Annotated in this window: 10 protein-coding genes and 4 pseudogenes; all 14 read right to left on the bottom strand. The window is 35.9% G+C overall.

Going from position 1 to position 14,267, the window contains the following annotated elements; translation table 11 throughout:
- Window positions 1-21 precede the first annotated feature (21 nt).
- A complete protein-coding gene (locus I6L50_RS32665; RefSeq protein ID WP_219304541.1) occupies window positions 22-600 on the bottom strand; it encodes a MerR family transcriptional regulator in 579 nt (192 codons plus the stop codon).
- A gap of 13 nt (window positions 601-613) precedes the next feature.
- Window positions 614-883, bottom strand: coding sequence for a hypothetical protein (locus tag I6L50_RS32660; RefSeq protein WP_219304539.1), 270 nt, complete (start codon window positions 881-883; stop codon window positions 614-616).
- A 29-nt stretch (window positions 884-912) separates the two neighbouring features.
- Window positions 913-1,389 (bottom strand): annotated as a pseudogene (locus I6L50_RS32655) (C40 family peptidase); the annotation flags it as partial.
- 111 nt (window positions 1,390-1,500) lie between these two features.
- A complete protein-coding gene (locus I6L50_RS32650; RefSeq protein ID WP_219304535.1) occupies window positions 1,501-3,324 on the bottom strand; it encodes a reverse transcriptase domain-containing protein in 1,824 nt (607 codons plus the stop codon).
- A gap of 579 nt (window positions 3,325-3,903) precedes the next feature.
- Window positions 3,904-4,557, bottom strand: a pseudogene (locus I6L50_RS32645) (lysozyme family protein); the annotation flags it as partial.
- A 4-nt stretch (window positions 4,558-4,561) separates the two neighbouring features.
- The gene (locus I6L50_RS32640; protein WP_219304530.1) at window positions 4,562-6,499 is read right to left on the bottom strand and encodes a VirB4 family type IV secretion system protein; all 1,938 of its coding nucleotides are present in this window, start codon (window positions 6,497-6,499) and stop codon (window positions 4,562-4,564) included.
- 15 nt (window positions 6,500-6,514) lie between these two features.
- Window positions 6,515-7,324 carry a hypothetical protein gene (locus I6L50_RS32635; RefSeq protein ID WP_219304528.1) on the bottom strand — a complete coding sequence of 270 codons (810 nt, stop codon included), beginning with the start codon at window positions 7,322-7,324 and terminating at the stop codon, window positions 6,515-6,517.
- Window positions 7,325-7,338: 14 nt separating this feature from the next.
- On the bottom strand, window positions 7,339-7,626 hold the full coding sequence (locus I6L50_RS32630) for a DUF5592 family protein (RefSeq protein ID WP_201035041.1): 288 nt from the start codon (window positions 7,624-7,626) through the stop codon (window positions 7,339-7,341).
- 47 nt (window positions 7,627-7,673) lie between these two features.
- Window positions 7,674-10,199 carry a pLS20_p028 family conjugation system transmembrane protein gene (locus I6L50_RS32625; RefSeq protein ID WP_219304525.1) on the bottom strand — a complete coding sequence of 842 codons (2,526 nt, stop codon included), beginning with the start codon at window positions 10,197-10,199 and terminating at the stop codon, window positions 7,674-7,676.
- 26 nt (window positions 10,200-10,225) lie between these two features.
- Window positions 10,226-10,436: pseudogene (locus I6L50_RS32620) on the bottom strand (hypothetical protein).
- Window positions 10,437-10,493: 57 nt separating this feature from the next.
- A complete protein-coding gene (locus I6L50_RS32615; RefSeq protein WP_219304523.1) occupies window positions 10,494-13,064 on the bottom strand; it encodes a VirD4-like conjugal transfer protein, CD1115 family in 2,571 nt (856 codons plus the stop codon).
- A 24-nt stretch (window positions 13,065-13,088) separates the two neighbouring features.
- Window positions 13,089-13,271 (bottom strand): hypothetical protein, encoded by a 183-nt coding sequence (locus I6L50_RS32610; RefSeq protein ID WP_219304521.1) that lies wholly within the window; start codon window positions 13,269-13,271, stop codon window positions 13,089-13,091.
- Window positions 13,268-13,699, bottom strand: coding sequence for a hypothetical protein (locus I6L50_RS32605; RefSeq protein ID WP_219304519.1), 432 nt, complete (start codon window positions 13,697-13,699; stop codon window positions 13,268-13,270). Before I6L50_RS32605 ends, I6L50_RS32610 begins: the two co-directional genes overlap by 4 nt.
- Before the next feature lie 49 nt (window positions 13,700-13,748).
- Window positions 13,749-14,258: pseudogene (locus I6L50_RS32600) on the bottom strand (hypothetical protein).
- Window positions 14,259-14,267: the final 9 nt, after the last annotated feature.

Below are 14,267 nucleotides of genomic sequence, written 5' to 3'. Positions count from 1 at the left end.
ACTCTCACCCCACCTTTTTCGTTATAAAACTTTCATATTTAACTCTTCCACACTTGTAACTCGCCATGTTTCTTTTTCTTTTTTTATGATGATTCGCAACACATTGTTTACTTTTTCTTCTCGATTTTGCGTTGAATCTGTCGTGACATTTATAAATTTAGCTAACACATTTACCTCCTCTTTATCGGGTTCATTTTCTTGTAAATAAAACTTCATTTCTATTGGTTTCGTTTTATACGTATCTCCTAATTCGTATTTATCAGTTGGATAAAATTGTTGTAATAGTTCTTCACTCATAATGGATTTTGCTTTTTCTTTTCGCTCATTGTAGCCTTCTTTTTCTCGATGAAATGATAATTGAATAAACGTTTCGGCTGTCGATAAGTACGCTCTTCTCTGTTGTTCTTGTGCGGATGGAAGCACTTTATCCAGTCGTTTTTTTAAGTCTTCATTTTGTTTTGTTAGTAATTCATTTGAAAGTTTTAACTGTTTTTCCTTTCCATCACTCATTGATTTTTTGCTCAAATAGATATTAAAAGCTGTCACACCTACAACTAAAATGGCAAACACAATAAACAAGAATTTCCGTTTATCTTTCATATCAATTTCTCCTTTACTTCGTAATATCGTTTAGTTGTTTAGTAGCATTCCAGTATGTTTGTACTGCTGTTTTTGCTGCGTCTTCTGATGGGAAATTTGCTATCACCCATAAATATGTTTTCCCTTCATAGTCAAATATATTGTGCTCTATAAAGTGTGCTATCTCATTTGCTTTTAATTCCCGATGTAAAAGAAAATTATCACCATCTTTTTCAATCAAATAATTCGATGGTTTTATAACTGCATTTTTAAATTCCTTAACTGGCGCCTCTATTAATTTCATTGTAATTTCCCCTTTACTTTTTCATATTTTTAGAACCTTCTTACATGACCAGAAAAGACTTTTTTCCAATATGGATTATTTAAATCTTCAATGGAAACCCCTTTATTTGTTTGGCATCCAATGAAAGTATTTTTATCAATTACAATACCAACATGACCATCATGCTTATAAGTATCAAAGAAAATAACGTCACCCGGTTTCATATCATTTACCGATACTGTTGTACCGATTTTATTTAATGTTTCCGTACTTACCGCTCCCATTGGACTAACATTCATCCCTACTTGTTCGAATGCCCAACGTACAAAACTTGAACAATCAAAAATTCCTCTTGCAATGTCATTTGTGTTACGTCCTCCACCAAATACATAGGTAGAACGCCCTATCCATTGACGACCTACATCGGCAACTTTTGAACCACTACTTCCTCCACTTCCTGGATTTCCTCCACCACCAGAAACGACAGAACCCGGCTGATAATATTTCAAAACCGCATCGACGTACAGGTAGAGTAAGCACCCAGCGCCTTTTCACATTGCTGTGATAGGTTTCCAAATGCTCCTCCCCGAACCGGACTTACATCTCTCAATGTATCCGGCTCTCCATCTGTCTCCTGCTTATACTTCTCCTTTGTGCCTTTTAACGTGGCACTCCTTACATAACGCTATGGTTTTACGATTCCTTGAAACCATACGTTGCTCTAGGAAGGATTTATTCGGCTTATTTTTAATGTCTTTCAACCTTTTTACGTGATGCATATGAATTATGGTGTTGGTTTTCCCACACAATTCACATCGTTCTGCTTTGATTCGATCAGAAAGTCTCGTTTCACTTAACACATATTTTGTATCTGGAATTAGGTCTAAATTCGCTTCTTTTGACCTTTTCTCTCTTGGAAAACTACGTTCAATGAAATATGTTTGTTTTTCTCCTTGAGATGTTTTATATGTGACAGTAAATCGCTTATTTTTCTCATATCGTTTTCGAATCTCTTTTGTTTTAACTCTATACTTAGATGCAAATGTTTTCAGCATAGAGTAATACATAAAGTAAGCAAAACGATGCATATGATTACTCACGTTTTCTGCTAGCCGATAATAGTTGTATAACCCTCTTATTTCACTGTTATATTGAGCGACAATCTCTAAATCTTCATTATGAAGGAAGTACCCTCTATCTTTTGGCATCCATGTGCCATCGGCACTCATTTTGATAGCTTGGTATTTTTTCAACTTGTTAACCCAAGCTTCGTGAGGCATTTTTAACTGAACTTTTCCATTAAGGTATCTACATACTCTGCCAATCGCATCTTTTCGAGGTTCACTTCCTCTAAAAACACGAATGTTATAACCGAGAAATCCTGCATGTTTTTCGGAAGCATGGGTTATAAGCGTTTTCTCTTGTGACAATTCCAATTGAAGTGTCTCCATTAGATACTCAGTCAGTGTTTCCTTAATATTTCTAGCGTCATACTTTGAACCAATCACACCAATTAGAAAATCATCAGCGTATCTGACATAAGTAAGACGTTTATAATTTGAGTCCATTGGATTGCTATATGGAATTGAGCTTAATTCCTTCTTTAATGCTTTAGCTTGTTCTAGCTGTTGCTCCGCTTCTCCCATTTGTTCATTTTCTAATGCAATTTTATACTTCCGAATCGCTTTTCTCATTTGAGTATATTTTCGTTCGTAGTCTGGATTTATCTTACGTTTCTTTCCTTGATTGAATTTTTGTATAAAATCCATCATGTATTGGTCCAGTTCGTTTAAATAGATATTCGAAAGAAGTGGACTGATAATACCACCTTGCGGTGCACCGCTAAAGGTATTATGAAATTTCCATTCTTCCATGTATCCAGCACGAAGAAATTTCCATATCAGTTCAATAAATGCCTCATCTTCAATACGTTTTCTTAAGATGCCAATCAGAGTATGATGATTTATGTTATCGAAAAACCCTTTAATATCCCCTTCAATAAACCATTTGCTACCAGTAAACGTTCTTTGGATTTCTTGAAGTGCCGTGTGACAGCTTTTACCTTTTTGATAAGCATGTGATGCTATGGAGAACGTTGGTTCATATATCGCTTCCAATACCACTCTCACAACTTCTTGCACCAATTTATCCGCAAAACTTGGTATACCCAATGGTCTTTTCTTTCCGTTTTTCTTAGGGATATATACTCTTTTTGATGGAAACGGTTGATATGTCCGTTGCTTAAGAGTTTCTATAAGTTCTTCAATAATTTCTATTGAAAATCCATCAATAGAACGTTTATCTACACCCATTGTGAGTGCTCCATCATTTTTACTAAGATTGTCATACGCCGTGAAATAAAACTCTGGATTGTACAAATTTCGATAGAGTCGTCGGAATTTATAGTCTTCCTTCTGACTCTGTTTTTGCAGGTTGCTTAATACTACTTTTGGACTTTGCATGATGCCTTTCGCACCTCCCCAATTTCATTTTTAAGCGGACAGACTGCCTTCCTTCGCCATGCACTAGGCTTTCCCTAGCTCGGACTACTATGAAGGCTCCGTTACCGTATTGGATATTCATGAGCCACACTTCTTGGCAGAGCCTTGAAGTCATCCTCAATAGCCTTCTGGCATTCCAACTTAGGTAATCCCCGTTTAGGAGATAAGAGATTTGCACATATGGTTTCGGATGCGACTTTCACACGTTTCCACGTATAGTGGAGGATAGTAAATGTCCCTATACATAGCGACGACACCTTTATCGCTATGTCATCTACCACATTCCGTATATAACCATCTTCCGAAATGAGTTACGGTAGCCTTCCTTGTGCTATCGTTCAAGCAGTATAGCTTTCATCCTTATCCATACTTCACATCTTGCCGTTCAGTCGTGATTCGATGATTAATCAACTTACGGCTTTCTTGACATGCTGTTGTCCCCCTTCAGTTTCCCTCCAAGGTTAGTCAAGTGATGCCAGGTCATTTAGGGAAGACCTAATGATTTGCAATCACCATGTTCTCTTACTCCCTTTACGGGCGCACGATATCGCCATAACACGCTTGATACGGTACGGCTTCTGGTCTAAGACAATGATACATACCCGTGTGGGCTACTTTTTTGTATTGCTCCTGTGAGAATTTTATCGCTAATTCCTTTGTATATTTACCACCATTTGAGTTAACAAAATCAAAAAATCCTGTTCCGAAGTTGTACGCTTGGAGGGCTGTTTTGATATGATCCATGTCACCAGGACTCGTTACGCCAGCTCTTTCTATCGCATGTTTAAACTCCTGTACGCCAGCCCAAATACTGTAATCTGGATCTGTAATACAGTTTGGTGATTTACAATATTTCGTATTAAATACGCCTTCGGAACTCTGCATCGGATCACTACCTCGACCTCCGCTTTCCTGCATCATTTGTGCAAGCATTAAAGCGACAAACGGTTCCACACCAAAGGCTTTTGCATGCTTCCGAATGGTTGGCTCCCATTTCAAAACTTCTGGTGAAACATTCATGACTTGCCCATCACCTGTATACGTAATATCACCTGTGTCTGTTCCACTCTCTCCACCCATTGCCGCAATAAAAATACTCATTACTCCAAGTAAAAGAAAAGAAAAAAGACCCATCACAATTAGTGCTAAAGTGATGAGCCATTTCTTTGGTATAATCTTTAAAACTAGATGCATGGTATTAAGCACCTCCCCCAAATAACATCAATTCTTCGTCTGTTACTTCTACATGAAAATGAATGTTTTTTACAGCCCCAATACTTAAAATGACATCCCCTGTTGGCAAATGCGGAATCGCTGCAATCTCACTTTCACTTAATTGTCCTGCAAATACTTTTCGTAACATATCTAAACTGTTATTATCTTGCTGCATAATAAATTTGTACTGTGTAAGTTCAAAGAGCTTTTTAATTTCATCAATCATTTCTTGTGAAGATCCTTCCGGTACAAAATCTCGAATTGTATGACTTGCATATAAAAGACCTGCAAAATATTTCCGGTCTTCTCGGCTAAATTTAATTAAAAATTGCAAGGCGTGAGCACTTTCTTTTCGAGTGTTAATTATATGATGTGCCTCATCGATAATAATGAAGTATCGTACAACATCTTCAAAAGCAATTTGCTTTTTGTTAAAGGCTCTTAATTGAGGAGCACCATTTGAAATCATTTCATCCCAAAGGAGATTTAACACATTAAAGATTTGCGCTTGAAATACTTCTGGTTTAGAACTGGATATATTCCGTAAGGAAAAAGATACAACTTGTTCTTTCTTGAAATCTTCAATTGTAGAATGTCCATCGAATAATTGCGCATACACTTCTACTAGGTTCATAAGATTTAATTCAATTAATTCTAAACGATGGATTCTACTGTCTCCTAAATTTTCATGGTGTTTTTTACTTTCTACATCATGATATAATTCTTTGCGAACAAACATTAAAAAGTCAGAGAAAATCGGATATTCTTTCGGTTTTCTTGTTGTAATTTCATTTGTTGCTCCCTTTTTATCATTCCATAATCCCATACGAATATATAATTTTCGAAGCAAATTTTCATACTCTTTAATTTCATCATCTTTTGCTTCTGGTGCGATAAAGCGATAGAAAGTTGTCACTTTAGATAAATGCTGAATGAAACTAACTTCCTCACTTTCTGCTGTCTTATATACTTGAAGTGGGTTAATTTGACCTTGTGATCCGTCTAATGCAATTGTTTTCCCATTCAAGTCACGTACTGTTTCCTCAAATTCACCCACAATATCAAAAATACGGATAAAATGTCCTTTACTTGCATAATCCACAGCTTTCTTTTTTAGTAAGGTTGATTTTCCAGCACCAGGCTTTCCAACCATTACACCGTTATAACTCTTTCTTTGTTTGTCTTTATGAAAAATATCAAAAATAACATTTCCTTTTGTTTTCGTTGTCCCATAATACGTACCGTATGGATCGTTCAAATAAGAATAGTGAAATGGACATCCACCAGCCAAACTGACTGCCGGAATTTCTTTTCCCTTTCTTCGGTTCACATAATTTTTTTGTGTATCAAAGCTCGTTACGAGTGCATCCCATTCATACTCTTGTTCATTTAAAAAAACAGCTCCTCGGAAGTTATAAGACTCTAATGTTTCCATGATTTCTTTTACTTGTTTTTCTAACTCATCTAAAGTTCTAGCGGAAACATAAATACGGATATGAATACGTTTCATGACCTCACCTTGTTTCAAATCCGTATAGAGAGCTTCCAACTCTAAAAATTCATTTTTCGCATCAATTCGATCTATATTATCCTTTGCTGTATCATGCCGAACACTTTGTTCACTCATGGATTTATTAATCGATTCAACGACTTCTTTTCGATCATCACTCATGACATCTAATGTTGTGATCACATTTGGCATATTCATAATTTGCTCTAACCAAAAATCATTTACCTCTGTTGGATAATCATAGACATGAATACAAGTACCTAATCCCTCACCTGTTTGCACGTAGTTTTCTTTAAAGCTGATTCCCCCTTGTGGCTGAACCCTAGCCACTAAAAAAGGGTTATAACCTTTCTTCTTTTTTAGTTCCTCTTGTTTTTCTTTTTTGGATTTTTTACTTTTGAACGCAAACATATTGTTTCCCCCTTACTACCATATATTTTTCGTTCCTAATTTTGCATTTTGATTAAACAACTTAAACATAAGCTCTAATTTTTTCTCTTCATCCACCTCTAATAGTTCAGTAGAGCGTTTGATGTATCGCTTTGCTGCATCTACACGTTCTTTTACGATTAATTCTGTTTCTCCGTAAATAAATAAGAAGGCTTCCCGATTGGTTCTGCCCCATTCTAAAAACTGAAGTTCTTTTAACTTTTGATTTAAAATTCGTTCATACAAAGGACTGGTACATTCTTTAATTTTCTTCTCAATATATCGTTGCTGTTCGGTTGTTTGACATGGGAAGTTTAAAAAAATAAGTTTAATGGACTGTTTGTAGGCTTGATAAAAATAAGCATGTGAGAAAATGACAAATGCTTGTTCATCGCTATTCTTTGAGAACATATCGTCACCTTCCACTTGAAGAATTTCTAAAAACTCCTCATTTTTCAGCTCAAATATGCCATCCTCCGTCATATCTACGATTTGCATAATTTCCGCAATACTTTTCTTTACCTTTGGTGGCGCTTCTTTCTTTTTTCTAGATAAAAAACCTAACAGTTTTGTATTTTTCTTTTTCGAAACATCTTTCTTTGGCTTTTCTTTCTTCTGTTTTTTTACTTTTGGTTCTACCTTTGGTTTTTCTTCTTTCTTTTTGTTGGGTACCACCTTCACAATTTCTTTTGGTTCAGAAAGTGATTCTTTTACATTTTTTTCATTAAACCGAAATGCTGTTTTCTTCGGCACTTCTAGTTGTTTTGGCTCTTCTTTCTCCACATCTTTTTCGCTGAATAACGCCATATGTGATCCCTCCCTTATTGATCGTTATCAATGGCGCAATATGCACCTTTCCTTCTTAACAGTGTAATAATCAACACTTCATACATTCGTTTTTGAGGATTCGTACTTGGTCGCCAAATCATAATAATTGCAATAGCTACCATGAAAATAATAAATGGTAACTGAAAGGTCTCATGTACAAAGTTCCTAAGAATCATTGTTACAACTAATAAGCCAATTAATAAAAAGAAATCTATTAAATAAAGCACTTTATTAATCCGTAATTCTGTACTGATTTCCTTCGGAATCCGATAGCTTCTCATCGGGATTCCCTCCTTTTCGACAATAAAAAATAAGCGTACGATTACGCTTATTTTTTATCTGTATTATTTTTATTTTTGTTTACAATATCTCTCCAACTTTTACCCGTGTTTTGCCCCATCTGATAAAAACGCTTTGTATTCTGTACCGTTTCAGAATTATGAATGCGCTCTTGTACTCCTCTTACCTTTTGTTTCACGGATGATGTTGTATTTTTAACTTTATCCGTTGTATATTGTCCTAATGTCCGTGTTTCCTGACTTCTACTTGCTGCCACTTCTTTATCACTTTCATAAGGAATAGTCTGGCTACTTCCATTTGGCACTGATCTTGGCGTTTCCACTGATGCCGGGCTACTTCCACTTGATACTGATCTTGATGTTTCCATTGGTGCCGGGCTACTTCCGCTTGGTGCTGGGCTTGATGTTTCCATTGGTGCCGGGCTATTTCCGCTTGGTGCTGGGCTTGATGTTTCCATTGGTGCCGAGCTTCCTCCGCTTGGTGCTGGGCTTGATGTTTCTACTGGTGCCGGGCTTCCTCCACTTGGTGCTGGGCTTGATGTTTCTACTGGTGCCGGGCTACTTCCACTTGATACTGGGCTTGATGTTTCCATTGGTGCCGGGCTATTTCCGCTTGGTGCTGGGCTTGATGTTTCTACTGGTGCCGGACTTCCTTCACTTGCTCCTTGTCTTACTGTTCCTGGTGTTTGACTTCCTTCACTTGCTCCTTGTCTTACTCCTCCTGCTGTTGGATTTCCTTCACTTGTTCCTTGTCTTACTGTTCCTGCTGTTGGATTTCCTTCACTTGTTCCTTGTCTTACTGTTCCTGCTGTTGGATTTCCTTCACTCACTCCTTGTCTTACTGTTCCGGCTGTTGGATTTCCTCCACTCGCTCCTTGTCTTACTGTTCCGGCTGTTTGACTTCCTTCACTTGCTCCTTGTTTTACCGTTCCGGCTGTTGGATTTCCTCCACTCGCTCCTTGTCTTACTGTTCCGGCTGTTGGATTTCCTTCACTCGCTCCATTTGCTTTTCCAGCTTCTTTCATTTCATCTTGAAGACTTGTTGTTCCCGATTCTTGCCCATTTGCCATCCCAGGGTTTTCATTCCCTTCTTTTTTCATATCTTCTTGAATAGATGGAACACCACCATTCTCTTTATTTTCTTCCTTATTTAACTCCCCTTTTTCCTTTTCCTTATTTGCTACATCATTGCCTTGTGTTTTTTTTTGATCCGCTTTTTTCATTTGATCTTGCAAGGACTCTTTATTTTCAGACTCATTCCCTTTTTTCAAGCCACTTATAAGACCAGCCATGCCACCTGTTGCCATCGCTGCTGCACTTGCCGTTTTAGCTGCTGCAACACCCGTTCCTTCTGCTGCACCTTTCGCCCCTTTTCCAATCATATTCCCTAGACCTTTCATTGGTTTTGAATTTGCAAGAGCGCCAATTCCTTTACCAAGTGCGAGACCACCTGCTAACAAGCCCCAACTACTCTTTAATCCAATATCTATACCGAATAACCTTTCTACGACTGCCGGACCATCTAGAACTGCCATACTAAATGCGGCTAATGCAATCAGATACGGTACACCATTTAATTTGTCATGGAGAAACGCCGTTCCCATTATATATAGCTTCAAAGATAGGAATATCATAATCGTTGCTATAAATATATTGAGGATATTGGATAATACTGCTTTTAACTTTTGACCATTCGCAACATCGGCTGGTGCTATTATGTTCACCAACAAGTAGTTAAAAGCTAATTCATAAAATAATCTAGCTAACTTAATACTTACCAATAACAAAGTTGCACCAGTTATCAGTAAAGTAAAGAATATATTCCAGAAATTCCAATGCCAGCGATAATACTTTTCTGGGAAGAAATCAAACCATCCATCTTTTAATTCAGCTAAAGATGCAACTCCTAACGCATCCATTACTCTTTTATTTTTCAAAATTTTCTTTCCGTTATCTGATAAATCTTTGTCCTTTGTAAATTCAAAATCCTCATCTATTTTTTCAGTAATATCTATCTGTCTAATATTTTTTTCAGGAATATTATTTTTCGGATTCATATCCTCTTTCTTTTTCCATCCACTTTGATCTATTACTGCAACATCCGTTATATTCTTCTTAATAATTTCATCGCTTAAAGAACCCTTTTGTTCTGATTTCACAACTGCTATGGCATCATCGGTGAACTTATCAACCTTTGTCATACCAGTACTTAATAAACAAAGTACACTCAATGTTACGAAAATATTGATGATAATTTGAGAACGATTCATTTGTTTGTTCATAATAAACATGTAGCCAATATATAAAAACGAAATGGCTAAAAGAACGACAAACAATGGATATAACATATCAACAAAATTTTGTATTTCCGGTGAATTAAAGAATCCTTTAATCCCCAGTATGGCATCTGTCACACCTTCTAAAGCATCTACAACTAAAGATAAACCTACAATTAGGAACCATCCTAGCCAACGCAATACATAATTCACGATGTCTCCTACTTGAAGATAATCCGAGAACGATTCTAAAACCTTTAAAATCTCTTCATCTTTCACTATTTACCCTCCTCTCATGCTTGCTATTACCCTAATACTTCTTTTGCTGTCCAATTCACTCTCTCATTCATTCAGTCTGTCAATACGAATAATCAATTTCCCTTTTTGTTCCCGATCTACTGAAAGGAAAAGAACCGCATCTTCTAGACCAAGAATGACCTCATTTTCTTCTGTTACAAATGGCGAGTAACTATCTAAAATCAATTGCATTTTATCCGTTATTGTCGGTACGCACATTCCCTCTTCCTCCTTTATGTTTGGAATCAAAAAAGCACTCAATTATTTGAGTGCTTTCTAACTTGTTACTTGTTCTTTTTCTTCTAAATCACGTAAGATTCGATTAATCTTGTTTTCAACTGCTTGATAAACACTTTTGTCGATGTGGTCATTGTGAGCTAACATTTGAAATTCACTGTAAAACTCGCCCATTTCTTGATTTTCAACCTCATCTATTACTTTCCCTAACTGTGCTAAAAAGAACTTATCAACCAGTTTCAAAACCGCTAAATCAGATTCAAAAAATTCATTAACCGTTTTTTCTTTCCAATTTTCAATGGTGAGGGAATCAAACGGGCTATCTTCCTGCTGAAATGCCTCTTCCGGAATATCTTCATCAATTCCCATCATTGTTGGTTCTTCTACTGGCTGCGGTGTCTCTACTGATGACAAATCTTCCTGTTCTGGTTCTGATGTTTCTTTATCAATTTGTTCTTCCTTTCTCTTTCCTAAAAAATCTACAATAAGTTTTTTCGGTTCTACATCATCGTGTAAGGAGTCGATATCTATATCTAAAATAGATTTATCTGTATCGAATTCTACTCCTAAGTACTCCCATCTATATTTTAAAGCTGTTTCTTCCCTATTATAAATTGGTCGTGGTCTGATACGCTTTCGATTATTATCTTGACGTTTTATGACACGAATAACGACACTTTCTCCTTCTTTAAAATTCGTAAGCTCATTTGCTGTTAACAGTGGTCGTTGATCTAGACCTTCCGTTTTATTTTTATCAGTAGAAAGACCTTTTCCACTTCGGGAAGGTAAATTAATCGTTTGATTCCCTAGCTTTTTGGACACTTTTTCGGCTGTTTCTTGATCGTTTGTTAGAATGTAGATGGTATTCCCACAGTTTCCATCAATGGTATCTGCATCTTCTCCATATTTATTTTTTAATTGTGAATATGCTTGAATGATAAGATTAAAGCGGATATTTCTACCTAGACAAACCGTAATAATATTCGCCATTCCTTCAATACTTGGCATATTACCAAACTCATCTAGGCAAAAAACCACCTCACGGTGACATTCCCCTCCACGAGCGAGGGATGCACCTTTGGCTAATATAAAATAGAGCTGCCTTATAAAAATAGAAGCAATCACATGATTCGAAGAATCAAAGTCTGGTGTAATCATAAAAATTGCCACTGGTTTATCGAAATAATCCACTGTCGTTACTTGTATATCTTCATTTTCTTCTACTACTTTAAATTCTGTATCACCTGTCTTTTCATCTATTTTCATAATAGAAATAGATGTTTTCTTTTTCTTATTTCCTTTTTCATTACATTGAATGGTATCCCCAACTTTTATTACTTTCTTAAAATCTAATACAAAACGTCCTGTAATATCTGATTTGATAGACTCCTGTGAGCCATCTGGGAATACAATTTCTACTCGTTTTCTAGATGTTGCTCTTCCTTTTATCGTTTTTCCAAAACCGACACGTTTCAAATCCACACTATTTTCCGCTGTCATTTTAGCGATTTCATCAAATGTGAAAATAGAAAGCCCATTCATTGTTTGGGTGAAAATTCCACCTCGTGTCGTTCCTTTTGAGAAGTTCGAGGTTGCATATTGCATTTTCGCAACACTATCCGCTGGTAAGCCTTCAAAGTATAAATCTAATGCATTTTGTGGATCGGCTTTAGGATCTACGATTACCTCTTTTGAACCAAGTTCTGATAACATATTTGCAACTGCATACATTGTGATTTTTTCTTCTGTACCTTCCGCAATACATTTATCTGTAACGGCTAATATCATGGCGTTACACAAGCTCATAGCGCACTGTTGCCAAAAAGGGTCTTTTACAGTTGGGTTGTAATACAAAGTGTGTGAGAGTGCTTTGCATAATGCCTGTGCCGTTGAATAATCCCCATCTTTATAGGCATCTTTGACAAGCTGCAACAAGTTATAACTCATAGAATCAAGTGGGGTTAATAAATTTAAAACTTCAATGTGATACCCTCGTTCTTCCAGCGTTTCTTTCGATGCGCTGAACAATTCCCCCTTTGGATCGTTAAAAATTAAAGATGGTTTATGTTCCGCTCTAGAATAGACATCAATTGTAGGAAATACAAAAGTTTCCCCTTTACCAGATCGTGTTGTACCAATGGCTAAATTGTTTACCGGGCTATCATCAATAAATACCTTGTCACCTAGTCGGGAGATAACAACACCACCGCCACCTTTAAACGATTCCTCTCGATCGGGTACAGCTCGGTATTGCTTTTTCAGCTCTTCAACTGTTGTAAAACGACTAGATCCTTTCTGATGATTGTTTAAGTTTTTAAAGGAAGATTTCAATTTATACACTGTTCTTGCAATAGTTCCAATCACTACAAGGAAAACAAGCATGTAGTAAATTGGATGCTCTGCAATTGGCATCTGAAAAAGAAATCCTACCTCCATATGAAATGGTTTGGGGTTTAACAAATCACTAAATGTTGTTTCTATCAGCTCTAAAGATAAGTTGAGTAAAAAATTAGCGATTAAAAACATTCCAACAAACAAAAAAGTACTCAATGGAATGAGTATTTTTTTTTCAGCTAATTTATATTTAATTGATATCTTTTCATTATACATATCAGAAAATCACCTCAGTTCACTCTAACTTTTCATTTGAATGGTATCTTTTTTATTATTTTCCACACTTTTTCTTTCTATTTCTTTCTGATTTAGTAGTTCACGTACAATATCTTGTGTAATTTGCTGTAAAGAGACTGTATACGCAATAAAAGCAAGAACCATCATTCCAATTATAATCATCAATTGTGTAAGTAGTCCTGTCATTTTTGCTCTCCTTTCTCTAATAAAACCTCTAATTCGTTATAAAATTTCCATTGTTTATATCCCATTCGAAGAAAGATAAATACAAACGGTGTGGACATCAAAAGTGCTACTAAAAACGTAAGTCCTCGTATGGGATGCTCTTCTAAAAGCATCATTATGTCAAGTAAACCAATTGTAATTACAATCAACAATGGTACTTCTAATAATAATGCTTTTTTAGTCAATTTCTTATTCATAATTCCTATTTCAAGCATCAGTATTAAGATATAAAATGTACCAAAAACTATGAACACTATTACCGTATGCTTTTTTGTCCACGCATCACCAAAAGCATTGATTCCCCAAATCATATGACCAATACCTATTGCTGCTAATAATATATAAATTCCCCAACTTACCTTAGCCCCACGTGATATCCATTTTTCCACCTCTATATTCCTCCCTAAATAGAAATTAAACAACTAGTTAATTTTTTCTTTACTTCTTAAAACCAAAACCCGAATCATAATTATATTTTTCATACTCTGTTATCTTGTCAAAATCATTCGTTACATCTAAAGATATGATGTATGGAAATTTCTTAGTAATTTGAGCATCTGTTGGCATTTGTTGAAAACTCGCTATTACTTTTATATCGGAATCCTTCATTTATTGAAGAAAATATATAAAATCTTCCTGACACAAATAATTGGTTTCATCTACAATTACATATTCAAATTGTTTAGCTATATTTATCACATCTTCTGTAATTTTAATATTCCTATATCCCTCATTTGATTCACAATCTAAATATTGTAAAGTCACATCCCCCTCTGTTTGCTTCTCTAATTCTTCGTATTCCTTCAATGGATCTAACACTAAAACTTTTGATAAACTTAAAGCCATTTTCTTCAATTCCCTCGTTTTCCCTGTTCCCACTCGACCTACCACCATTAAACTTTTATCTAGACTTGAAATTTGTACTAAATTTACACTATTAACAAACATCTACATGAC

Source organism: Bacillus sp. FDAARGOS_1420, from assembly GCF_019344915.1.
Classification (GTDB): Bacteria; Bacillota; Bacilli; order Bacillales; family Bacillaceae_G; genus Bacillus_A; species Bacillus_A mycoides.
The sequence above is the reverse complement of the archived record's forward strand: the minus strand, read 5'-3'. Positions and strand labels throughout refer to the sequence as shown.